Annotated in this window: 22 protein-coding genes and 2 pseudogenes; 16 read left to right on the plus strand and 8 right to left on the minus strand. The window is 67.6% G+C overall.

What is annotated here, in order from left to right; genetic code table 11:
- The first annotated feature begins 181 nt into the window (after positions 1 to 181).
- From AC0LPE_RS06905 to AC0LPE_RS06930, 6 genes and pseudogenes are all read left to right on the plus strand, one after another.
- Positions 182 to 1,600: pseudogene (locus AC0LPE_RS06905) on the plus strand (IS3 family transposase).
- A 226-nt stretch (positions 1,601 to 1,826) separates the two neighbouring features.
- The gene (locus AC0LPE_RS06910; protein ID WP_490605870.1) at positions 1,827 to 2,147 is read left to right on the plus strand and encodes a hypothetical protein; all 321 of its coding nucleotides are present in this window, start codon (positions 1,827 to 1,829) and stop codon (positions 2,145 to 2,147) included.
- Positions 2,137 to 2,886, plus strand: coding sequence for a hypothetical protein (locus AC0LPE_RS06915; protein ID WP_490605871.1), 750 nt, complete (start codon positions 2,137 to 2,139; stop codon positions 2,884 to 2,886). The genes AC0LPE_RS06910 and AC0LPE_RS06915 overlap by 11 nt, the downstream gene beginning before the upstream one ends.
- A 362-nt stretch (positions 2,887 to 3,248) precedes the next feature.
- Entirely contained in the window at positions 3,249 to 3,440 is a 192-nt protein-coding gene (locus AC0LPE_RS06920) for a hypothetical protein (protein WP_490605872.1), read from the plus strand.
- A gap of 125 nt (positions 3,441 to 3,565) precedes the next feature.
- Complete coding sequence (locus AC0LPE_RS06925; RefSeq protein ID WP_450118333.1) at positions 3,566 to 3,838, plus strand: hypothetical protein; 273 nt, start codon at positions 3,566 to 3,568, stop codon at positions 3,836 to 3,838.
- 3 nt (positions 3,839 to 3,841) lie between these two features.
- Positions 3,842 to 4,024 carry a hypothetical protein gene (locus tag AC0LPE_RS06930; RefSeq protein WP_490605873.1) on the plus strand — a complete coding sequence of 61 codons (183 nt, stop codon included), beginning with the start codon at positions 3,842 to 3,844 and terminating at the stop codon, positions 4,022 to 4,024.
- Positions 4,025 to 4,197: 173 nt separating this feature from the next.
- On the opposite strand, the gene AC0LPE_RS06935 is transcribed toward AC0LPE_RS06930, so the two are convergent.
- The 3 genes from AC0LPE_RS06935 to AC0LPE_RS06945 form a co-directional block, all read right to left on the minus strand.
- Positions 4,198 to 4,335, minus strand: coding sequence for a hypothetical protein (locus AC0LPE_RS06935; protein WP_490605874.1), 138 nt, complete (start codon positions 4,333 to 4,335; stop codon positions 4,198 to 4,200).
- 150 nt (positions 4,336 to 4,485) lie between these two features.
- Complete coding sequence (locus AC0LPE_RS06940) at positions 4,486 to 4,647, minus strand: hypothetical protein (RefSeq protein WP_247848515.1); 162 nt, start codon at positions 4,645 to 4,647, stop codon at positions 4,486 to 4,488.
- A 191-nt stretch (positions 4,648 to 4,838) separates the two neighbouring features.
- The gene (locus AC0LPE_RS06945) at positions 4,839 to 5,492 is read right to left on the minus strand and encodes a nucleoside/nucleotide kinase family protein (protein ID WP_247848516.1); all 654 of its coding nucleotides are present in this window, start codon (positions 5,490 to 5,492) and stop codon (positions 4,839 to 4,841) included.
- Positions 5,493 to 6,106: 614 nt separating this feature from the next.
- On the opposite strand from AC0LPE_RS06945, the gene AC0LPE_RS06950 reads away from it, so the two are divergent.
- The 7 genes and pseudogenes from AC0LPE_RS06950 (at position 6,107) to AC0LPE_RS06980 (ending at position 13,362) form a co-directional block, all read left to right on the plus strand.
- Positions 6,107 to 6,976: a S41 family peptidase gene (locus AC0LPE_RS06950; protein WP_490605875.1), complete on the plus strand. Its 870-nt coding sequence runs from the start codon at positions 6,107 to 6,109 to the stop codon at positions 6,974 to 6,976.
- Positions 6,977 to 8,172: 1,196 nt separating this feature from the next.
- Positions 8,173 to 8,565: a hypothetical protein gene (locus AC0LPE_RS06955; RefSeq protein WP_060655249.1), complete on the plus strand. Its 393-nt coding sequence runs from the start codon at positions 8,173 to 8,175 to the stop codon at positions 8,563 to 8,565.
- Positions 8,562 to 9,308 (plus strand): RES domain-containing protein, encoded by a 747-nt coding sequence (locus tag AC0LPE_RS06960; RefSeq protein WP_490605876.1) that lies wholly within the window; start codon positions 8,562 to 8,564, stop codon positions 9,306 to 9,308. The genes AC0LPE_RS06955 and AC0LPE_RS06960 overlap by 4 nt, the downstream gene beginning before the upstream one ends.
- Before the next feature lie 287 nt (positions 9,309 to 9,595).
- Complete coding sequence (locus AC0LPE_RS06965) at positions 9,596 to 10,351, plus strand: hypothetical protein (RefSeq protein ID WP_490605877.1); 756 nt, start codon at positions 9,596 to 9,598, stop codon at positions 10,349 to 10,351.
- Between the two features lie 40 nt (positions 10,352 to 10,391).
- Positions 10,392 to 10,664: a hypothetical protein gene (locus tag AC0LPE_RS06970; RefSeq protein ID WP_490605878.1), complete on the plus strand. Its 273-nt coding sequence runs from the start codon at positions 10,392 to 10,394 to the stop codon at positions 10,662 to 10,664.
- 841 nt (positions 10,665 to 11,505) lie between these two features.
- Positions 11,506 to 12,765, plus strand: a pseudogene (locus AC0LPE_RS06975) (IS3 family transposase).
- Between the two features lie 279 nt (positions 12,766 to 13,044).
- Entirely contained in the window at positions 13,045 to 13,362 is a 318-nt protein-coding gene (locus AC0LPE_RS06980; RefSeq protein ID WP_490605879.1) for a hypothetical protein, read from the plus strand.
- Between the two features lie 52 nt (positions 13,363 to 13,414).
- Here the strand turns inward: AC0LPE_RS06980 and AC0LPE_RS06985 are convergent, their stop codons facing one another.
- Together AC0LPE_RS06985 and AC0LPE_RS06990 are read right to left on the minus strand one after the other, a co-directional pair.
- Positions 13,415 to 13,609, minus strand: a complete 195-nt coding sequence (locus AC0LPE_RS06985; protein WP_490605880.1) for a hypothetical protein — start codon at positions 13,607 to 13,609, stop codon at positions 13,415 to 13,417.
- Between the two features lie 25 nt (positions 13,610 to 13,634).
- Positions 13,635 to 14,942, minus strand: coding sequence for a D-arabinono-1,4-lactone oxidase (locus tag AC0LPE_RS06990; RefSeq protein WP_490605881.1), 1,308 nt, complete (start codon positions 14,940 to 14,942; stop codon positions 13,635 to 13,637).
- 75 nt (positions 14,943 to 15,017) lie between these two features.
- Here AC0LPE_RS06990 and AC0LPE_RS06995 point away from each other — a divergent pair, with 75 nt between their 5' ends.
- The 3 genes from AC0LPE_RS06995 to AC0LPE_RS07005 are packed head-to-tail and all read left to right on the plus strand — an operon-like array spanning position 15,018 to position 17,559.
- Entirely contained in the window at positions 15,018 to 15,662 is a 645-nt protein-coding gene (locus AC0LPE_RS06995; RefSeq protein WP_026061099.1) for a TetR/AcrR family transcriptional regulator, read from the plus strand.
- A 31-nt stretch (positions 15,663 to 15,693) separates the two neighbouring features.
- The gene (locus AC0LPE_RS07000; protein WP_160874790.1) at positions 15,694 to 16,899 is read left to right on the plus strand and encodes an alanine racemase; all 1,206 of its coding nucleotides are present in this window, start codon (positions 15,694 to 15,696) and stop codon (positions 16,897 to 16,899) included.
- Between the two features lie 27 nt (positions 16,900 to 16,926).
- Entirely contained in the window at positions 16,927 to 17,559 is a 633-nt protein-coding gene (locus AC0LPE_RS07005; RefSeq protein WP_160874788.1) for an alpha/beta fold hydrolase, read from the plus strand.
- Between the two features lie 72 nt (positions 17,560 to 17,631).
- On the opposite strand, the gene AC0LPE_RS07010 is transcribed toward AC0LPE_RS07005, so the two are convergent.
- The 3 genes from AC0LPE_RS07010 to AC0LPE_RS07020 all read right to left on the minus strand — a co-directional run bounded on the left by AC0LPE_RS07010 (position 17,632) and on the right by AC0LPE_RS07020 (position 21,672).
- The gene (locus tag AC0LPE_RS07010; RefSeq protein WP_145692645.1) at positions 17,632 to 19,434 is read right to left on the minus strand and encodes an AMP-dependent synthetase/ligase; all 1,803 of its coding nucleotides are present in this window, start codon (positions 19,432 to 19,434) and stop codon (positions 17,632 to 17,634) included.
- Between the two features lie 152 nt (positions 19,435 to 19,586).
- A complete protein-coding gene (locus tag AC0LPE_RS07015; RefSeq protein WP_423660265.1) occupies positions 19,587 to 20,288 on the minus strand; it encodes a phosphoribosyltransferase in 702 nt (233 codons plus the stop codon).
- Between the two features lie 67 nt (positions 20,289 to 20,355).
- Entirely contained in the window at positions 20,356 to 21,672 is a 1,317-nt protein-coding gene (locus tag AC0LPE_RS07020; protein ID WP_490605882.1) for a TrpB-like pyridoxal phosphate-dependent enzyme, read from the minus strand.
- Positions 21,673 to 21,710 lie beyond the last annotated feature (38 nt).

The following is a 21,710-nucleotide window of genomic DNA, read 5'->3' on the forward strand; positions in this document are numbered from 1 at the left end:
CGGCGATGGTGCCGGCGGGTGTGGGTGGGGTCGGTGTAGGGGGTGTGTGGGGTGGTGGGGGCCCTGCGTGTCAGGCTGAGTTGAGGCCAGCGGTTCACAGCAACTCCGCCTGCAGGGCGAGATACGGATCAACCCAACGATGACGATGCCCACCCCTACGGCGGTCGAGGACAATGACCGCATGGCCTCCACTCACCCCCGAGCCGACGGACCCCGCCGGCGCGTGTTCAGCCCCGCCGACAAGCTCGCCCACCTGGTCGCGTACGAGCAGGCCTGCGCGACGAATGAAGGCGGCGCGTACCTGCGCCGTGAAGGCCTCTACTCGTCGCTGATCAGCGAGTGGCGCAAACAACGTGACGCCGGTGTGCTCGACGGCAAGCAACCCGGCACGAAGATCGGCAAGCTCACCGCCGAGCAGGCCGAGATCGCCCGCCTCAAGCAAGAGCTCGCCCGCGCGAACAAGAGACTGACCACCACCGAGGCCGCCCTGGGCATCATGGGAAAAGCTCACGCTCTCTTGGAATCTCCCTGAAGAGAGAGCGGATGTCGACGACAGGCCGAACAAGCGCTGACCGCCGTGTGGTGCAACCTGACCGCGGCCGGGGTGTCGACGAGAACCGCGAGTGCGTTGACCGGTGTGGTTCGTTCGACCGCAGGCCGGCGCCGCGCCGCAGCCACCGCACCGACACCGCCGGTGGCACCGGCGGTGTCCGAACCGGCGAACAAGCTCACCGACCTCGAACGCCGTCGCATCCTCGAGGTGCTCAACAGTGATCGGTTCGTTGATCGGGCACCGCTCGAGGTGTATGCGCAACTGCTCGACGAGGGCGTCTACCTGTGTTCGGTGTCCACGATGTACCGAGTGCTGCGTGACAACGCGCAGGTCAGCGAACGTCGCCGGCTTGCGCGGCACCCGGCGAGGACCTGCCCGGAGCTGGTCGCGACCGCGCCGCGGCAGGTGTACTCGTGGGACATCACGAAGCTTGCCGGACCTACGAAAGGAAAGTACTTCGATGCGTACGTGATGATCGACATCTACTCGCGGTACATCGTCGGAGTCCATGTTCACGCTCACGAATCGGGTGTGCTGGCGCGGGAGTTGATGGAGCAGATCTTCGCCGTACACGGCATTCCACAGGTCGTGCACGCCGACCGTGGTACGTCGATGACCAGCAAGTCCGTCGCCGCGTTGCTGGCTGATCTCGAGGTCACCCGTTCGCATTCGCGGCCGCGGGTGTCGAACGACAATCCGTACTCCGAATCGATGTTCAAGACCCTCAAGTACGGGCCAGGCTTTCCTGAATGTTTCGGATCCCTCAGTCAGGCAAGGGGGTTCATGATCGAGTTCACCGAATGGTACAACCACGAACATCGCCACACCGGCATCGGGTTGCACACGCCCGCTGATGTCCACTTCGGTCTGGCTGCCGGCAAGGCCGCCGAACGCCGAGAGGTACTCGATACTGCTCGTGCCCGGCATCCACATCGCTTCGGCACCACGGCGGCGCCGAAGATCCTCGACCTGCCCGACACTGTCTACATCAACCGGCCAGGCGATGATCCCGAAGCCACCGTGGAGGACGAAACGGCAGCCGCCTGACACCCATTGGACTCAAACTGCTTGACACATTCCGAAACGGTCGATTGTCTCTCGGAGTGTTCAGAGTTTTTTGTTTGTGGGACTCATCCGGTGTTTTCCCTTGCCTGATGGGCGCGCACCGGACGCTATGTACCGCGACCAAGAGATGTTGAGGTCGACCGTCCTATAAGTGGTCTTAGAACTCGCCATCATTGCAACACTGCACAGATATGTATAGAGTTGCAGCATGACCTCGACCATGAACATGCCCGTGTCCCTCGCGGCGCGCAAGGGCGTCTCCGCCCTCGCCGAGCTGAGCGAGGAGAAACGAGTGGCCCTGACCAGTCACGGTCGCGTGGTCGCCGTCGTGGATTCTCCTGCCCGTGTTGACGCCGAAGTCCGCGAGGTCCGCGACGCCGCCTGGGCTGTGGTTGAAGCCGCGGCTGATCTGGCCTCTCAGCGTTCCCGCCGGTACAGCCTCGACGAGCTGTGCGCGAAGGTCGGCGTCGACGCCTGTCGTGTCCGAGAGCGCGCGGCGCAGCTGCGCACGCAGTCGGATGCGCGGTAACGAACGACTGCCTGATGATCAGGCGGAAATCGTCTTCTCCGAGCCGTTCCTGCTGTACCTCGACGAGCTGACGGCCGACGAACGGGAGTCGGTGATCTCCGACGTCGTGGCACTCTGCGGCAATCCGGTCGGTAAGCACCCGTTGAGCAACAAGTCGGCCACCGACCGCCTCGCGGGCCTGAACACCGTAGAGGTGCTGAACAAGAGGCACCGCGTCATCTTCGCCGCGCGCATCGAACAGGACGTCGGGCTCATCGAGGTGATCTGCGCAGGCCCCCGAACCGGGAACGCGGTGTACGACGTCGCGAACGCCCTCGTGCGGTCGGGACAGCTCACCGAGGAGGAGGCCACGCAGGTCTGGGACGCCCTCGCGTTGCTGGACATTATTGCCGAGACTGTGGGGCTCGATAGCTGGGACTACACGCCCCAACCTGCCGAGGCGCACCTAGTCCGCGCGCTAGTGCAACTCGGACTTCTCCCCGAGGAACTCGCCGTGGTTGTGTCCCGCCCCGAGGCCGAAGCGGCGATGCGCGACGGATACGACGAGTCGGGCCAGCCCAACCAGTACGCTGCTCTAGCAGCAGTGATGCGCGCGGCCCGCAGTCGATCAGACTACGGCGACGCGACCGACGTCCTCAAGCGTCGGACCGAGGAACGTTGCGGTGCGGATATGCCGCGGGCGCGAGCGACGTGCATCCGCCGTGTCGGCCACCCGGGGCCACACCGCGCTACTGCCTGAACCCGGGACCGGGTCCCGTAGTGGGGATGCCCCGAGCTCCGTGGACCTTCAGTGGCGGCCCGGTGAGAATCAGGCCGCGTTCTCCTGATCGTTACGCATGACGGGTGCGACAGTTTCGGTGGACTCGCCCTTGCTGCTAGGGGCAGGTCTGGTTCGGGGATGTGGACCCGGCGTCGTGGGCTGCATCCGCGCCCCGCGGGAAGGGCGGCTCACGCCCGGTGCGCGGGGCTTGGGTGTGCTGTGGCACGGCACTTCGCACGTGCGCCCCTCGCCGGCGTCTCGCCGCATCCGTCGGGTACGACCAGGGCCGCGTGTCGTGCGGTCGTGGTGGGTGGTCGGTGGGATGTGCTGTGCTGGTGGCCATGCCAGCACCCCGTGTGACCGAGGCCGAGGCCCGCGCGGCTGTCGCGCAGATGGAACCGATCATGGCTATCGAAGGCCGGCAGATGAGCGATCGGGACAAGGACCTGCTCGTCGATCTGATCCGCCGGGTGATCACCTTCGATGAGGTCGCAGTCGTCCTCGCCCGTGAGGCGGGCTACGAGCTCGACTGAGCCATTGTCGCTGCTTTCACACCCGCCGGTGTCGGTGCTGGTGTCTACGGTCGCCGGGCGCGCACAGCTCGCGCGTGCGGCCCCAGACGAAACGGCCGCACCACGACAGGGGAGGGGAGTGGTTGATGCTCGACGACGAGGACCGCGGCTATCGGGACGGCCGCCGCGCGGGGGCGCGGTTCGCGCGCAACCCGACACGCGAGCCGAAAGATCCGGCGATCCCGCGGTGGGTGAGCGATCCGCATGTCTACCTGCGCTTCTGGCAGGAAGGCTGGGTGCAGGGCATGTCCGATCCGGACGGCACCCGGCTGCGGCATCCCCCGCAGCCGATCCGAATCCACACCACCGCACCGACACCGTCCGCGACCGAGCAACCCCGCCCCATGAAGGAGAACTGAACCGTGCCGCGAAGTGTCATCGAAGACCGGCTGCGCACCGAGGTACTGAAGGCGATGCCGCTGCCGGACCTCGCCCTCGACGCCGTGGTGGCCGGCATTCCGCTGCTGACCGGTCAGAACACGACGCGGGGCGGGGGGGTCCATCGACCTCGCCTGGGGACCGGAGAGCCCGAACCCGTGGGATGAGCACGGCCCCGGCTGGCTGTAGCCCCGTATGCGCCCATCACGGAGGCACCGGTCGCGGCCGGTCCCCGCAGGACCGACCCGCCGGTACCCAGCCGGGATGTCCCCGCACCCACGGCGCGCGGGGACGTGTCATCTGCGCAGTTCACGGCAGGTGTTCGGGGTCGCGCAGTGGGTCAGTCGGTGCTCTGGCTGTGCTGGCGGGCACGCCGGTAGGCGTAGGTGCAGGCAGTCAGCAGGATCGTCGAGCTGAGCAGGATCGGTAGTTTCGCGGTCCAGGACGAGGCGGAGGCGAGCGCGGCCGCGCCGAGCATTAATGCGCCGCAGGCTTGGACGGCGAGCGCGGCGATCTTCGGGGCGGGTTCGGTGGCGGTGCGGGTTCACACGAATCCGGCCAGCAGCACCAGCGCTCCGAGCATCAGCACGACGGTCACGATCACAGGGGCCTCCTGGCAGATAGGGGATCAGCGGCGGGTGTACCGGCGCTGCTGGTGCTCGGCGAGGACGAGCGTCACGACGTCGTCGCCACTGTTCTCGCCGCGCAGCCGACGGCGCGCGACGGCGCTGCCGAGTGCGTGTCGGTGCGATCCCTCGCTGGTTTCCGCTTCGGCTGCTTCCCCGCGCATCGGTTCTCGATCTTGCCGGCTGGCTATGACAACGAGATCCCGCCTCGACCGACGCCGGATCGTTCCGCCGCGTACTGCGTCTGCCCGTGCAAACACGCTGACAGGAGCCTGCGCGCCATATCTCGGGTGCAGTCGGTGTGGCCGGTTCGCCGCCCGGGGTATCGGCAGGTGATGCGCGACCGCCGGATTGCCTATGCAGCAGCGCTCACTTGGTCCGCGCCGATGATCCTTGGGTCGTCGAAATTCGTGTTGTCGACGATGATCGTGGCCTGTTCCCACGGGCGTGCCTGCTCGAAGTAGATGCGTTGGCCCCCGATATAGCGGCGCATGGAGTCGTGTCGAGGGTCCGGGTGGGTTCCGTCCCGTGCCGCCATCCGACGCGCCGTCTCCTCGAACGGCACGTCGAGAAAGATCGACAGGTCCCACAGGTCCACCAGTTCCTCACGGTGAAGAAACAATCCCTCGACCAGTACCAACGCGTCGTCAGGGGCGCGGAGGAGTGGCGGGCAGATGACGGTATCGGTTTCCGAGTCGTACGAGGCCGGGCGGTACCGGCCGTCACCACCAGGTCGCAACGGGTCGAGGGCGTACGACATCATCGCGGGATAGTTGTACAGGTTCGTCCAGAAGCCTTGTGGAGAGTGTTTGCCTTTGGCGTGCCGGACAGGGGCCGGATTGAGGAAATCATCGGCGTGCAACACGACAACGAGCCGTGGATGTAACTGCTGCACGAGTTTCGCCGAAAAGGTGCTCTTACCGCTTCCGTCGACGCCATCGACAGCGATGAACGCTCGACCGGGCGGACAGATCCGATGCACCTCTTCTGCGATGAGCTCGACGACCATACTCACAACTACCTACCTAGTGCGTGTCGATGGGATGGTTTGAACACTATCGCTGTGTCTGCCGGCGCAGACACCGACAGGGTCGTGCGCGATACATCTCGGGTGCGGCCGGTGCGCCGCGCGGCCGAGTCCGGGCGTCGACACCGCCACCGCAGTCGTATTCGTTCCCTTTCCGCCGGCGCGCTCACCATCCAGCATGGGGACGTGTCATCTGTGCAGTTCACCTCGATACGTCCGGGCCTTCGAGTGCACCGCCTGCGCGAAGACGGTGACCGTCCCAATCGCATGGATGTCAGGGGGTGTGAAGTCGCTGTACGTCGGTCTTCGTAGTGTGGGCGTCTATGACGGCTTCTGCTCCTTCGGATTCTCCTTCCACCGGCACAGACTCGTCCGAACGCAGGCCGCGGCGTCGGTGGCCGGTAGTGCTGTCGGTGCTCAGCGCCGTGGTGGGGCTGGTCGGGGTCTCGGGTGCGTGGACGGTGCATGAGTTCGGTCCGCGTGTCGGTGTGTATCTGGGGGCGCCGTCGCCGCAGCGCTACGCCGAGATCGCTCTGGACCTGATGGAGAACGGGTACTACGCAAGCGGTCCGGAGTGGGAAGCGCAGCGCGCTCGTGTGCAGGCTGCCGCCGACGGCGCTGCGAGCATCCAGGAGTTGCATGGCCCGCTGGCGGCGGCGGTGAAAGTAGCCGGTGGCAAGCACTCGTTCTTCCTCGATCCGGCGAAAGCGGCCCGGTCGTCCTCGACTGCCACCGCCGAGTTTTCCGAACCGACGGTCACCACGGTGGACAGCATCACCACCGTGACGATTCCTGCCTTGGGCGCGGTGTCGGACGAGTTGCAGCAGCGCTACGCCGACGCCGCAGCTGTCGGCATTCTCGGCGCGGCGGATCGGACCTGCGGGTGGATCGTCGATCTGCGCGGCAACACCGGCGGCACGATGTACCCGATGCTGTCCGGCCTGACCCCGCTGCTCCCGAACGGGACCGCGATGACCTTTCGCACCCGCGCGGGCGAGGACATGCCCGTGACCATCTTCGACGACGGTGCCGGGATGGGTGGCACCGTCATCTCGGTCGGTGCTGTCGCGAAGATCGCCGATCAGCCCGTGGCGGTGCTCCAGGACGGTGACACGGTCTCGAGTGGCGAGACGGTGCTCACGGCATTCCGTGGGCTCGACAACGTCAGCTCGTTCGGAGCAGAGAGCGCGGGATACACGTCAGCGAATTCGGTGCACCCGCTCTACGACGGAGCACGCTTGGTTCTCACCGAGAGTATGTACGTCGACCGCGACGGCGTGAATCTCGCTGAGGAACCCGCCGCTACCGTCCCCACCACCGCCAGCGTCGTCGGCGTTCAGTCCGTCGGCGGGCGTGGGGTGAGGCCCCCGGGCACCGCGCGGTTGAGCCATTTTCGCGGCGCGTCGATTTCCTCGAAGTGCTCGCGCCCCCCCAGACGGGTCTATCGGAGACGGATTGCAGCCTGAGTGTGGCATCGCCGGCCGCGGTGGTCAGCACGGTCACGCACATACCGCCCGTGGTGGTCAGCACGGTCACGCACATACCGTCCGTGGCGCAGGCGCAGTCATCGGATTCGACCCGCATAGCCAGGCCCCAGGTCGCATCGGTCAACGCCGACACCAGCGCATCGTGCCGTTTCGGTACTGCGGGATCGTATTCGAGCCACATCTTGGTGGTGTCCGGGCCGCCGGCATACGCATAAGTGCGGTGGGCGGAGCCGAACGAGGTGAAGATCGCGATCCGCCGCAGGAGCATCGACTCCATCCGCACGCGGGGTTCCGGTGACACCGATGAGGGATGGTCCCTGAGCGCGAGCTCTGCGGGGGTCCACCGCTTCTCGTGCCACAGCGGTGTGCCGTAGCCCTGCACCTGCCGAGAATATGCGCTCCGCACCGCATTCCAGTCGGTGTCGGCGGAACCTCGAATGATCACGCGCGCATCCGTTTCGACGAGTCCCAGCACAAGATCGCGACCGTGGATGTGCAGAATGCGCACTCCGAATCCGGCCGCCGGACTCCCGCCGTCTGCGCCCGGGAGACAGACCTCGAGGAATGTGGCGCTGACGTCGACCTTTCCGGTCGCCCCGTCCAGGAAGACGATCGGCACGTGGGCCTTGCTCAGCCGGATGCGTTTGACGTGGAAAGGATGTGCGGACGGGCTTCGGATCTCTCCCAAGGCGCGGAACACGGTGGCTTCGAGTTCCTGCTGGGCGGGATCAGTCGAGTGGAGAAGCGCCGGGCAGGGGCGATGTTGCATGCGAAAGGCGATGTAGGAGCGGGATTCACCGGTGCACGCCTGAAAATTGACGGTGGGCATGTGTCAGACCAGTCTCTGCGTTGCTCACCTCAACGCGGTTCTGTAGACGGGGGCACCAGCCGAACACTCGGGAACATCACTTGTCTCTGTCCCAGCGTCACGGTGAGTGTCGCCACTGGGAAACGGTTCACAAGCAACCGCCGCACAGCGTAGCGGCACCGGTGAGGCCGGGCAATGCGGAGGGGAAGGATCGCCGGCTGCCTCCAGTCGGACTGTGCCCCGGAGCCCGAACGCCGGACCTGTTCGGAGTCGTCCACCCCGGCGCCGTCCCCGCGCAGTCGCTCAAGGTGGGAACCTCGACGGCATCAAGGCTGTGATTTACCATGTGATCAGGAGGTGGATTGCTATGACGACCGCACACCCACGCCCCGACCTCGCCGCCTACAACGACGCCGCCCGCATGACCCAATCACAGCTGGTCACCGCGCTGCGCGACCTGCTCGGCGCCAAGCTCGTCGCCTACCTGGGCAAGGTCAAGGAAACCCGCGCGGTGCGCCAGTGGGCCGAAGGCACCCGCACCATCAACAACGACACCGACGTCGAACGCCTGCGCATCGCCTACCGCGCCGCCCGGCTGATCGCCGAACGCGACACCCCCGCCGTAGCGCAGACCTGGTTCCAGGGCCTGAACCCGATCCTCGACGACCGCCCGCCGGCGCTGCTGCTGCGCGAAGGCGAGCTGTCCGATGTCGGCCCGAAGGTCCTCGCCGCGGCCCGGCAGTTCGCGGCGGTCGGATGAGCGCACCGGACCGCACGCTGATCTCCACTCCGCGCGGTGATGTCCGCTGCGTCCACGTCGCCGGCGCGGCCGCCTACCGGGTGGGCTACCCGCCGACCTCGTGGGAGTGGACACCGTGGGAGTTCGCCACCGACGGGCGTTTCACCGGCCGCTGGGACGATCCGGCGGGGGTGTGGCGAACCCTGTACGTCGGGGCGACCCGCCTGTCCTGCTATCTCGAGGTCCTCGCCTACGCCCGTACGAGCGACGAGCTCAGCGCTGCGCTCGATGAGATCGTCGACGACGACGGTGGTGAGTTCCCCACCATCGCGCCGGGTCGTGTCCCGCGGTCGTGGATGTCGTCCCGGGTGACCGGCAGCGGCACGATCACCGGATGGTTCGTCGTGCCCGGCGACCCCGAGTCGGTGGCCACCTTGCGAACCCTGTTCCGGCCGCATGCGATCCGGCTCGGTCTGCTCGATCTCGACACCGCGGCGATCCGCGACGGCCGCCCGCGTGCCCTGACCCAGGCGATCTCGCAGTGGGTCAACACTCTTTCCGATCCCGGCGGTGAGCCGGTGGCCGGCATCGCGTTCGAGTCCCGGCACGGTGACGGGCTGGTGCTCTGGGCGCTGTACGAGCGTCCCGGTGACGGACCGGTCAGCAAGAACGTCACGGTGCTCGACTACGGCCCGGTCGAGGAGCACGACCCGGACCTGATCGAGGCGATGCGTCTGCACGACCTGGTCTGGGAGGACGACTGAATCATCTGTCCGCCCAGCGGCCGACGTCGCAGGCGCAGTCGTACTCGCGTCCCTGTCCACCGCTGCGTTCATCACCGGGGCAGGGACGTGTCATCTATGCAGGTCGAAGTGCGAAGCCCTGCCGCTTCGCGTCAGTCGGTGGCAGGGTGCGTTCCGGGGCCGCGTCGTCCGAACGCGTCGGGCACCGAAATGAGGTGACGACGAAACGGGGAGACCTGGAGACGGCGGAATGAATGCCGGTTGATTCGTGAGACCGGATTGTCGGTATCGCTCGTTACGGTCGTTTCATGGACATGCCGACGTCGCCCTACGGCTCAGCTGCTGATCTCCCCAGCGTCGTCGAACTCGATCGGCGACTCGAAGAGTTCAAGGCGTTCGCGGAGTCGGTGCCGGTGGACGATGCCGTGCGGGAGCAGATCGCATCCTTGGAGGCGAAGCGTCACCGCGTCGTCTCGGTCGTCGACAGGTTCTACGAGCTGCTGGGGCCTCGGAACTGGGTGTTCACCGACTACCTCGCTCTGGATGAGGTCGAGGACATCGTCGATACCGCCGACGTCGACGTCGCCGAACGGCGCTTGATCGACTACTACAAGTCCGCTCGACGAATCGACTCCCAGCTGCTTCTACTGAACACACTTCCCGCCATACGACCGCGCATGGCTCTGCTCGACAAGGCACTCGCGGATTACCGTGCGGGTCGCTACTACAGCACCGTGCTCGTCCTGCTCACCGTCATAGACGGGTTCGTCAACGACACCGACCGGCAGAACGGCCGCAAGAACCTCAACAGCCGTGACCCCGCGGAGATGGTGCCCTGGGACAGCGTCGCCGGCCACCACATGGGACTGAGCCACGCTCACCGCACCTTCAACGGCGGTATCTACAAGACGACGACCGACCCGGCGACCGAGCTGCTACGCAACGGGATTCTGCACGGCATGGTCATCGACTTCGACAACGACATCGTCGCGACCAAAGCATGGAACCGACTGTTCGCGGTCGCGGACTGGGCGGGCGCGCACAGCTCGCGCGTGCGGCCATAGAGGCAGTAGCCGCACCACGACAGGGGAGGGGGAGTGGTTGATGCTCGACGACGAGGACCGCGGCTATCGGGACGGCCGCCGCGCGGGGGCGCGGTTCGCGCGCAACCCGACACGCGAGCCGAAAGATCCGGCGATCCCGCGGTGGGTGAGCGATCCGCATGTCTACCTGCGCTTCTGGCAGGAAGGCTGGGTGCAGGGCATGTCCGATCCGGACGGCACCCGGCTGCGGCATCCCCCGCAGCCGACCCGAATCCACACCACCGCACCGACACCGTCCGCGACCGAGCAACCCCGCCCCATGAAGGAGAACTGAACCGTGCCGCGAAGTGTCATCGAAGACCGGCTGCGCACCGAGGTACTGAAGGCGATGCCGCTGCCGGACCTCGCCCTCGACGCCGTGGTGGCCGGCATTGTGCTGCTGACCGGTCAGAACACGACGCGGGGCGGGGGGGGGCCATCGACCTCGCCTGGGGACCGGAGAGCCCGAACCCGTGGGATGAGCACGGCCCCGGCTGGCTGTAGCCCCGTACTCAGATCCCGCGCCCATTGCGGAGGCACCGGTCGCGGCCGGTCCCCGCAGGACCGACCCGCCGGTACCCCGGCGGGATGTCCCTGCGCGCGATGCGGGGGCATGCCATCTACGCAGCTCACAGCACGTGTTCGGTGCCGCGCAGCGGGTCGGTCGGGCCTGTGGGCTGTGGCTGTGCGGGTCCACACGAATCTCGCGAGCAATACCAGCGTGCCGGCCAACAGGCCCTCACACGTGCCCCGATCCTCGGGTTCGCGCTGTCCGCGTGGGTGAATCCGGCGTGGTGCACAGTCCGGGACCCGTCACAGAAACCGGGTGGCGATCGCCGCTGCGACCTCGCCGGGGGCCTGCTCGGGGAGGAAGTGCCGTGCGTAGGGCAGCTCGACGACGTCGAGGTCGGTGAAGGCCGAGCGGATGTGGGGAAGGCAAGCTGCGGGACGGAAAGACGAGGTCGCGCATGCCCCACACGGCCAGCGTGGGTGTCGAGCCGAGCAGGGCGGGGACGTCCTGGGTGAGCCCGGCCAGCAGGGGTGGGCGGCGCGGATCTCCCGGGCCAGGGCCTTGACCCCGGTTCTTGGACACGCTGAATCCAGCATCTGCTGGGGAAGCGAGATGATCTTCAGTCATGTCACGAAAGAACTACTCGGAGGAGTTCCGGCGCCAGGCGGTCGAGTTGTACGAGTCCACGCCGGGCGCGACGATCCGAGGTATCGCCGCTGACCTCGGGGTCGTGCGCGGCACCTTGACAGGCTGGATCGACCAGTACGGGACCGGCACCAAAACCCACGTCGACGGCACCCGGGTGCATACTCCGGCACGGCCTCATAGCCTGAGCTCCGGCACGGGTAGCGAATCGGAGACCGTCGAGCAGAAACTCGCCCGTCTCGAAGCCGAGAATGCCGCCCTACGAGCGGAAGCAACCAAGCTCACCACCGAACGCGAGATCCTTCGTAAGGCGGCCAAGTATTTCGCCGGGGAGACGAACTGGTGACCCGCTTCGAAGTTCGTCGCCGACCACTCCGACACCTATCAGGTGAAGCGGTTGTGCGAGCTCGTCGAGCTCGAGCGTTCGTCCTACTACGCCTGGAAGTCCGCCGAGCCGGACAGGACCGCTCGCGCCGCGGCCGACGCGCAGCTGGCCGAACGAATCCGGGCGATCCATACCGAGGACAACACCTACGGAGCACCCAGGATCACCGCAGAACTCAACGATGGCGTCACCGTGAACGAGAGGGTCAACCACAAGCGGGTGGCCCGGGTGATGCGTCAGAACAGCATTGTCGGCTACCGCCGTCGACGACGGGTCACGACCACCGTCCCAGAACCTGCGGACCAGAAGGTGCCCGACCTGCTCGAGCGGGACTTCACCGCCCCTGCACCGAACTGTATCTACGTCGGCGACATTACATATTTACCGATCGAGGGCGGTGCCAACCTGTATCTGGCGACGGTGATCGATTGCTACTCCCGCAAACTCGCCGGCTGGGCGATCGCCGACCATATGCGCACCGACCTCGTCGCCGACGCTCTCCTTGCTGCTCATGGAGATCGTAATGGATTGTCCGGGTCTATCTTTCACTCCGATCACGGCGCGCAATACACCTCGAAGGATTTCGCTTCCCTCTGCGCCGACCTCGGCGTCACCCAGTCGATGGGTAAAGTCGGCACGAGCGCCGACAACAGTCTCGCCGAATCCTTCAACGCCGCCCTCAAACGAGAAGTCCTCCAGAACGCGAACGTCTGGTCGGACGAAGCCACGTGCCGGCGTCAGGTGTTCCGTTGGGTCACCCGCTACAACACCCGACGACGACATTCCTGGTGCGGACACCGGTCCCCGAACACCTACGAGACCCTCTACATCGCTACGCTGGCATCCGCGGCGTAATCCACCACCCGTGTCCATTTGCTGGGGGTAAGGCCCCTCAAGCCCGTCGACGGCCGCATCCACACCGTGCACCCAGGCCCCGACAATTTCATTGGGCTATTGCGCCCCGGTGCGAACACCGACGACGCGCACACCCAGCTGTTCGCTCTCGACCCGAATGGGCACCTGCACCTCGGTCCGCCTCTGCCGGCAGGGACGGGCACAGTCATCGTCGGAGGCGAACCTGCGTGGTTGGTCGATCCCCGAGGGCAGTGGGTGCCGATCTGTCCGGATCTGACCGTGGGTGAGGTCGAATCCCCTGGGATCAGGGGAAGTTCGGCCGGAACGGTCGGGCCGTGGGTATGGGTCGTGCATCCCGCGGGTGATGATCGGAGGATCGAGCCGAACCCCTATAGCGATTGGCACTGCCTGCTGTCGATTCTCGATCCGGCCACCTTTGCTCTGCAACGCCGTCTGGTGATTCATTCGCCGTACCCGGAGGTGTCCTACGACGGCGACGGGCGGATCTGGATCGTCGCCGGGAAGGTATGGGCCGTCGACCCACAATCGTCGGAGCCGGCACAGCAGCTGTCCCTCGACCGGCTCCTGGGAGAGTAAGCCCGCCTGATCATCTTAAGCAGCACCGGCCGGCCCTCGTCCTGATCGGCACTCAGCTGAACAACGCAGCCAGCCACGCCGCGGCGAGCAGCACGTCCGGTCCGCGAAGCCATTGCCGGAGCAGATCGACAGGGATTTGTCCCACGGCGGTTTCCAGGATCAACCCGTCATAGCTGATCGACGGCCGGGTGCGTACCCGGTACGCGGCCGCGCAGCCCCCGACCAGCCCGATCGCCAGCGTCGTCACTGTGCCACCGGCGTTTGCCCGGGCGTCACTCGCCCAGGACGCGGCGCAGATACGGGTTCGTGAAGGTGCGGTGCGGATCCACGCGGTCGCGCACGGCGAGGAAGTCGTCGAACCGGGGATAGAGCTCGCGCAGGTCGTCGGCGGTGAGGGAGTGGAGCTTGCCCCAGTGCGGGCGTCCCTGCGCCGCACGCAGGATCGGCTCGACACCGTCGAAGTAGGCCGCGTGGTCGCGCCGATGGTACTGGTGCACGGCCACATAGGCGGTGTCGCGGCCGTGGGCCGTCGACAACCACACGTCGTCACCCTGCGCGAACCGCACCTCCACCGGAAAACCGACGCGAACGTCCTTGCGCTGCAGCCACGCATCGATCTCGCGCAGGACCTCGGGCAGGTGCTCGGCGGGGAGCGCGTACTCCATCTCCCGGAACCGCACCCGGCGGATGGAGGCGAACACCCGGTAGCTGCGGTCGACGAAGGTGCGCGGGGACAACGCCCGTGACGCGACCCGGTTCAGCGCCGGGATGGTGGCCGGAACTCGCGTCCCGACCTGCTGGAAGAGTGCGAACGCGCCGTTGGAGAGCAGTTCGTCGTCGAGGAGGGTGCGCACCCGCCCGACCGGCTGCACCGGTGCCTCGCCGGGGAGTCGGGTATTGCGTTTGACGAGCACGCCGTCGGTGTGCGGGAACCAGTAGAACTCGAAATGGTCGACACCGCTGCGCAGTTCGTCGAGGGCGGTGAGTGTCGTGCGGAGCGACGAGGGTGCTTCCTCCGCGCGCAGACGGAACGCGGGGACGCAGTCGAGCGTCACGGTCGCGAGCACGCCGAGAGCGCCGAGGCCGAGCCGCGCGGCCTCGAACAGGTCGGGTTCGTGTTCGGGGGAGCAGTCGACGATCCGGCCGTCGGCGAGCACGATCGTCGCACCGCACACGGCTGCCGCCAGTCCGCGGAAGGTCGCACCGGTGCCGTGGGTGCCGGTCGAGATCGCGCCGGCGACGGACTGGACGTCGATGTCGCCGAGATTCGGTACGGCGAGGCCCTGCGTCCACAGCAGGTCGCTCAGGTCGTGCAGTCGCGTCCCTGCCCGCACGGTGACGCGCGCGCCGGTGGCCGACGGTTCCACCGCGACGAGACCGGACATCCGGTCGAGCGAGATCAGCGTGCCGTCGGTGACGGCCGCGCCGGTGAACGAGTGCCCGGCGCCCACGGCCTTGACGTGTTCGCCTCGCTCGGAGGCGCGGACGACGACGCGCGCGAGGTCGTCGACGCTGCCGGGAGTCTCGAAACGGCGGGGTGTCGCGCGCTCGGTACGCGCCCAGTTGCGCCAGGTGGCCATGCCTCATCTTCGACCTGGACGAGCGTCCAAGTCAACTCCTGCTCGCGAATCTTTCCCGACCTCTACCATCAGGTCATGCCGAATCGGTTGCCTGCTGACGAGCGCCGCGCCCAACTCGTGGGTGCAGCACTGGAACTGGCGGAAGGTGGGGGAGTCGGGGCCGTCACGGTCCGCGCCGTCGCCGAGAAGGCCGGAGTGTCACTGGGCGTCGTCCACTACTGTTTCGACAGCAAGGAAGCCCTCGTCGTCGCCATGGCGAACGCCGTCGTGGGCGAACTCGCCGGGGCCATGCATGCGGCCTTCGACGTGCCCGTCGACACGCAGCAGGCCGGCGGCGTCGACTGTCTCCGCTCGATGCTTCACACCGGTCTTCGTGCCATGTGGTCGGCGATCGAATCCACGCCGGGGTTGCAGACCCTCACCTACGAGATCACCGCCTACTCGCTCCGGCAGCGCACCGACGGCAGTCCCGCCGGCGGCGACATCGCCATCGAGCAGTACCGCCTGATGGACGAGCAGGCCCGGTTGTTCCTCGACTCCTGTGCCGAGCGGTGCGGTGTCGAATGGTCGCTGCCCACCGAGACGCTCGCACGACTGTCGTTGTCCGTGCTCGACGGAGTCGTACTCCGGTGGCTCGTCGATCGGGACGGCGACGCGGCCACGACCGAACTGGGAGTCGTCGCCGACATCATCGCGACCCGTGCCGTAGAACGTTCCTGACCCGACCCGACCTTTTCCGAAGGGATCGCCCGTGCTCCGTGCTGCTTCCGCTCACGACGACGCCCTCGACCGGGTGCAGGCGGCGACGGCCGACCTCGACCCGCCGTTCGCCGCCGTCGATCTGCCCACCCTGCGGCGCAACGCCGACGACCTGATCCGCCGCGCGAACGGTGTGCCCGTGCGGGTCGCGAGCAAATCGGTGCGGTGCCGCGCCGTCCTGTCCGAGGTCCTGGGCCCGGAACTGACCGCCCGCGGCGGTTTTCGCGGCATCATGGCGTATTCGCTGCGCGAGGCCCTGTGGCTCGTCGAGCACGGCGCCCGCGACATCCTGATGGGATATCCGACGGTCGACCGGACGGCACTCGGGCGTCTCGCGGCGTCGCCCGAAGCGGCACAGGCGATCACGCTCATGATCGATTCGGCGGAGCATCTCCGCGTCATCCACGAGGCAGCTCGTGAGGCAGTGGGGGAGAACGACTTCCGCCCGAGGGTCTGCCTGGACATCGATGCGTCGCTGCGAGTGGGCCCGGTCCACCTCGGGGTGCGGCGTTCGCCGATACGCACCCCGGAGACCGCGGCCGAGCTGGCCCGTCGCGCCGAGTCCGCCGGGTTCGATGTCGTCGGCGTGATGTTCTACGAGGCCCAGATCGCGGGTCTGCCCGACTCCTCGTTGCCGGTCCGGCTCGTCAAGGGTCTGTCGGCGCGAGAACTCGCTTCGCGCCGACGCGCCGTGGTCGAGGCGGTCCGAGCGGTCGTGGGCGGACTCGAACTGGTCAACGGCGGCGGCACCGGCTCGCTCGAGGTGACCACCGCCGACCGGGTCGTCACCGAGGCCACGGCGGGATCGGGACTGTACGTCCCCACCCTGTTCGACGGCTACCGCGCGTTCACGCCGAAGCCGTCGATGTTCTTCGCGCTGCCCGCGGTGCGGAAACCGGCCCCGTCGATCACGACGCTGTTCGGCGGCGGCTACATCGCATCCGGCCCGCCCGGGGTCTCGCGGGTCCCGCGTCCGGTCCGCCCCGCGGGACTGAAGCTGCTGGGGACGGAAGGCGCGGGGGAGGTGCAGACCCCGGTGCGCGGTCGCGCGGCCGCGTCGATCCCCATCGGCGGACGGGTGTGGTTCCGCCACGCGAAGGCCGGCGAACTGTGCGAGAGGTTCGACCGGGTGTATCTCGTCGACGAGCACGGACGCACCGAGGCGCCCACCTACCGCGGCGAGGGCGGCTGCTGGTGACCTCTCGCCTCCGGCGAGAATGAGTCCATGCCGTTGACGTTCTTCCCCGGATCGGTGGGCCGGGTCCACTGGCGGTCTTGGCCGGTCGACGATGCGCGTGCCGGTGTCGTGTTCGCCCACGGCTTCGGGCAGCACACCGGGCACTACCACCGTTTCGCGTCCGGTCTCGCGACCCACGGCATCGCGCTGTGGGGTCTCGACCTCGCCGGACACGGACTGTCGGAGGGAGAACCCGGTTCACCGGGCGATGTCGGGCGCCATGCCGAGGACTTCGGCGTGCTCGCCGGGATCGCCTCCGAGTCGGGTCTGCCCCTGGTGGCGATGGGGCACTCGCTCGGTGCGGCCACCGTCCTGACGGCGCTGAGCAGGGGCGTCTCCGGCGGTACCCGTTTCGCGGGTGTCGTCCTGTGCGGTACGCCGCGCACCGCGGCGCTGCCGGCGACGGCCGAAGCCCTTCGTGCGAGCGACCTGCCGGTCCTGCTGGTCCACGGCGTCGACGACCGGCTCGCCCCGATCGATCCGGTGCGCGCCTGGGCGGCGGCGGTGCCGCGGGCGCAGTTGCTCGACTATCCCGATGCCGGTCACGACCTGCTCCACGAGCCCGTCCATCGCAGGGTGACCTCGGACGTCGCCGAGTTCGTGGGCGGCCTGTCCGTCTGACACCGCAGTCCCCGGAAGACCACCGGGCCCCTCGCGGTGGCGGTTGCGAGGGGCCCGGTGGTGTTCGGAGCGTCAGTTGTAGATCGCTGCGATCTCGGCGCCGTGCTTGTCGTGGATGATGTTCCGCTTGAGCTTGAGCGTCGGGGTCAGCTCACCGCTCTCGATGCTGAAGTCGGTCTCGAGGATGCGGTACTTGCGGATCGACTCGGCCTTCGAGACCTTCTTGTTGGTCTCGGCGACGGCCTCGTCAATCTCGGCGATCAGGTCGGGGTTCTTGATCAGTTCCGCGACCGTCGTGCCCGCCGGCAGGTTGTGGCGCTCGAGCCAGCCCGGCAGTGCCTCCGGGTCGAGGGTGATCAGCGCGCCGACGAACGGCTTGGAATCGCCGACCACGATGACCTGGCTGATCAGCGGGTGGGCGCGCAGCGAGTCCTCGAGGACCGCCGGTGCGACGTTCTTGCCGCCCGCGGTGACGATCAGTTCCTTCTTGCGGCCGGTGATCGAGATGAAGCCGTCCTCGTCGATCGCACCGATGTCGCCGGTGTGGAACCAGCCGTCGCGGATGGCTTCGTCGGTGGCCTTGTCGTTCTGCCAGTAGCCGTCGAACACCTGGGGGCCCTTGAGCAGCAGTTCGCCGTCCTCGGCGATCTTCGCGGCGCAGCCGTTGAACGGCTTGCCGACGGTGCCGATCTTCTGGGCGGCGGGGGTGTTCATGATGATGCCGCCGGTGGTCTCCGTCAGGCCGTAGCCCTCGTAGATGGTGACGCCGACACCGCGGAAGAAGTGACCGAGACGTGAGCCGAGTGCGGCACCGCCCGAGACGGCCCGGGTGACGTTGCCGCCGAGCGCGGCCTTGAGCTTGCCGTAGACCAGCTTGTCGAAGACGAAGTGCTGGATCTTCAGGGCGAGGCCGGGGCCGCCGTTCTCGAGTGCCTTGCTGTACTCGATCGCGACCTCGGAGGCCTTCTCGAAGATCTTGCCCTTGCCGCCGTCGTAGGCCTTCTGCTTCGCCGAGTTGTAGACCTTCTCGAACACGCGGGGCACCGACAGGATGAAGTTCGGCTTGAAGACCGCGAACTGGTCGAGCAGCGTCGACAGGTCGGAGGTGTGGCCCACGGTGACCTTGCTGTCGAAGGCCGCGAAGGAGATCAGGCGAGCGAAGACGTGCGCCATCGGGATGAACAGCAGGGTGCGCTGACCCTCGTGCATCGAGTCGGGCAGGGCGAGACCGCAGGCGGCGGACTCGGAGGCGAAGTGACGGTGCTTGAGCTGCACGCCCTTCGGCCGGCCCGTGGTGCCGGAGGTGTAGATGAGGGTCGCCGCGGATTCGGCCGTGACCGAGTTGCGCCGTTCCTCGACCTGCTCGTCGGTGACCGCCGTGCCGCGTGCGATGAGCTCGTCGACCGCGCTCTTGCCGCCCGGCGCGGGTTCGATCTGCAGGACCTCGCGCACGGTCGGGGCGTTCTCGGCGACCTCGCGGACGGTGTCGACGTGACCGGAGTTCTCGACGATGAGCAGCTTGGTCCCGGAGTCCTCGAGGATCCACTGGGCCTGGTCGGCCGACGACGTCTCGTAGATCGCGACGGTGGCACCGCCCGCGGTCCAGATGGCGTAGTCGAGGAGCACCCACTCGTAGCGGGTCGCTGCCAGCACCGCGACGCGGTCGCCGAGCTCGATGCCCGACGCCATCAGGCCCTTCGCCACGGCGCGTACCTCGGATGCGAACTGGCGCGCGGTGACGGGAACCCACTTGCCGTCGACCAGCCGCTCGAACGGCACGAACTCCGGCGACTCCTTCTCGTGGCGGAAGACGCTGTCGGCCATCGACGTGTTCTCGGGGATCGAGAACGACTGTGGCACGGCAATCTCACTCACTGTGACCCCTCCATCGTTAGATACTGTCGGTGTGCATTGCATCACATGTCATCGGGAAATGCATTACCCCTCGGACCGATTTGCCCTTTTTTTACAGTCCGATAAGCAGTGATCTACGTAACAATGCTACCCGCCGGTAACGAGGATTACCACTATCGGATAGTCTCGTCGGCTTTTCCGGTACCCGAAGTACCGGTATCGCGGAGGAGGCGGACGGCCTCGTCGTCGTCGAGTTGATGGAAATCGGCGTACGCAGCGCCGACGCTGTCGGTGTCCACCGGCGTCCACGGGCAGATCACCTCGTCGGCCGCCCGGCCCACACGGCGCAACGCCTCCGGGGAGGCCACCGGCACCGCGAGGATCACGCGGGTGGCGCCGGATGCGCGCGCGGCGAGACAGGCCACCGCCGCCGTCGCGCCCGTGGCCACCCCGTCGTCGACGATGACCGCCGTGCGGCCCTCCAGTGGTATGCGGGCGCGACCGGCGCGCAGGAAATCGGCGCGGCGGGCCAGTTCGGCGAGTTCGCGCCTCTCGATGTTGTCCACGGATTCGGGGGCTATCCGCCCGCGCCGGATCACGTCCTCGTTGAGGACGCGGAAGACGCCGTCTGTCGGCTCCCCGGACTCGAGGTCCGGGCCTTCGGCGATCGCGCCCATCGCGAGTTCCGGATGCCAGGGCACGCCCAGCTTGCGGACGACGAGGACGTCCAGTGGGGCGTCGAGGGCGGCGGCGAGTTCGCGGGCGACGGGGATGCCGCCGCGGGGAAGTGCGAGAACCACCAGGTCGGCGTCACGCAGGTGCCCGGCCGACCGGGCGAGTCGCCGGCCCGCCTCCTCGCGCGTGGCGTACCGCACACGTCCAGTATGGGACGGTCCGCCCGGGCGGGCGAGCATTCGCCGCCCGGACGGACCGACGGGGATCTCAGTCGAGCTCGCCCGACATGTAGGAGTGGTAGGCGGGCAGATCGAGCTGGCCGTGGCCGGACAGGCCGATCACGATCACCTCGGGCTCGGTGAGGCCGCGCGCATACTCCGCGGCCGCCGCGATCGCGTGTGACGACTCCGGCGCCGGCACGATGCCCTCGTTGCGGGCGAAGAGCACCGCCGCGGAAAAGGCGTCGGTCTGTGCCACGGACTGTCCCTGCACGTAGCCGAGCTCGACCGTGTGGCTGAGCAGCGGCGCCATGCCGTGGTACCGCAGCCCGCCGGCGTGGATCGGATCCGGGATGAAGTCCTGGCCGAGGGTGTGCATCTTCAGCAGCGGCGTCAGACCCGCGATGTCGCCGTGGTCGTAGCGGTACTCACCGCGGGTGATCGACGGGCACGCCGCGGGCTCGACGGCGACGACACGCGTGGTCGCCCGCTCGTGGATGACCTCGCGCAGGAACGGGAACGACAGGCCGGCGAGGTTCGAACCGCCGCCCGCGCAACCGAAGACCACGTCGGCCTGGTCCTCACCCGCGGCCCGCAGCTGCTCCACGGCCTCGAGTCCGATGACGGTCTGGTGCAGCACCACGTGGTTGAGCACGCTGCCGAGGGTGTAGCGGGCGGCGGCGTCCTTCACCGCGACCTCCACGGCCTCCGAGACCGCGATGCCGAGCGAGCCGGGTGTGTCCGGGTGCTCGGCGAGGACGGCGCGACCGGCCTCCGTCAGATCGGACGGGCTGGGATGCACTGTGCCGCCGTAGGTCTCGATGAGGAAGCGGCGGTAGGGCTTCGAATCGTAGGAGGCGCGGACCTGCCACACCTCGAGATCGATACCGAACTTCGCGCACGCGAACGACAGGGCCGAACCCCACTGGCCCGCACCGGTTTCCGTCGTCAGTCGGGTGACGCCGTCGAGCGAGTTGTAGTACGCCTGGGCCACCGCCGAGTTCACCTTGTGGCTGCCCACCGGGCTCACACCTTCGTACTTGACGTAGATGCGGGCCGGGGTGCCGAGTGCCTTCTCGAACGAGCGGGCGCGGAACAGGGGAGTGGTGCGGTATCCGGCGTAGACCTCGAGCACGGCCTCCGGGATCTCGATGTCGGTCTCGGTCGACAGTTCCTGCTCGATCAGTCCCGAGGCGAACAGCGGCGCCAGATCGTCGGCGGTGATCGGTTCGCGGGTGCCGGGGTGCAGGTGCGGCGGCGGGGCCACCTCGAGGTCGCCGACGATGTTGTACCAGTGGGTCGGAATGCCGGAATCGGCGACGGACGGGGGCGTCGTGGATGCCTGCGCGGAGGGGGTGGCCGTCACTGTGGAATCCTTCGGTCGGGGACACGGAACCCGCCCAG

It is taken from the genome of Rhodococcus sp. S3, assembly GCF_058211795.1.

Coding starts and splice junctions, on each gene's coding strand:
- AC0LPE_RS06910 (WP_490605870.1), top strand. CDS start 1,827: ATGACCTCGACCATGAACATGCCCGTGTCCCTCGCGGCGCGCAAGGGC.
- AC0LPE_RS06990 (WP_490605881.1), bottom strand. CDS start 14,942: ATGGCCACCTGGCGCAACTGGGCGCGTACCGAGCGCGCGACACCCCGC.
- AC0LPE_RS06915 (WP_490605871.1), top strand. CDS start 2,137: ATGCGCGGTAACGAACGACTGCCTGATGATCAGGCGGAAATCGTCTTC.
- AC0LPE_RS06940 (WP_247848515.1), bottom strand. CDS start 4,647: ATGCGCGGGGAAGCAGCCGAAGCGGAAACCAGCGAGGGATCGCACCGA.
- AC0LPE_RS06995 (WP_026061099.1), top strand. CDS start 15,018: ATGCCGAATCGGTTGCCTGCTGACGAGCGCCGCGCCCAACTCGTGGGT.
- AC0LPE_RS06965 (WP_490605877.1), top strand. CDS start 9,596: ATGGACATGCCGACGTCGCCCTACGGCTCAGCTGCTGATCTCCCCAGC.
- AC0LPE_RS06935 (WP_490605874.1), bottom strand. CDS start 4,335: ATGCTCGGCGCGGCCGCGCTCGCCTCCGCCTCGTCCTGGACCGCGAAA.
- AC0LPE_RS06955 (WP_060655249.1), top strand. CDS start 8,173: ATGACGACCGCACACCCACGCCCCGACCTCGCCGCCTACAACGACGCC.
- AC0LPE_RS06945 (WP_247848516.1), bottom strand. CDS start 5,492: ATGGTCGTCGAGCTCATCGCAGAAGAGGTGCATCGGATCTGTCCGCCC.
- AC0LPE_RS06970 (WP_490605878.1), top strand. CDS start 10,392: ATGCTCGACGACGAGGACCGCGGCTATCGGGACGGCCGCCGCGCGGGG.
- AC0LPE_RS06925 (WP_450118333.1), top strand. CDS start 3,566: ATGCTCGACGACGAGGACCGCGGCTATCGGGACGGCCGCCGCGCGGGG.
- AC0LPE_RS06960 (WP_490605876.1), top strand. CDS start 8,562: ATGAGCGCACCGGACCGCACGCTGATCTCCACTCCGCGCGGTGATGTC.
- AC0LPE_RS06920 (WP_490605872.1), top strand. CDS start 3,249: ATGCCAGCACCCCGTGTGACCGAGGCCGAGGCCCGCGCGGCTGTCGCG.
- AC0LPE_RS07005 (WP_160874788.1), top strand. CDS start 16,927: ATGCCGTTGACGTTCTTCCCCGGATCGGTGGGCCGGGTCCACTGGCGG.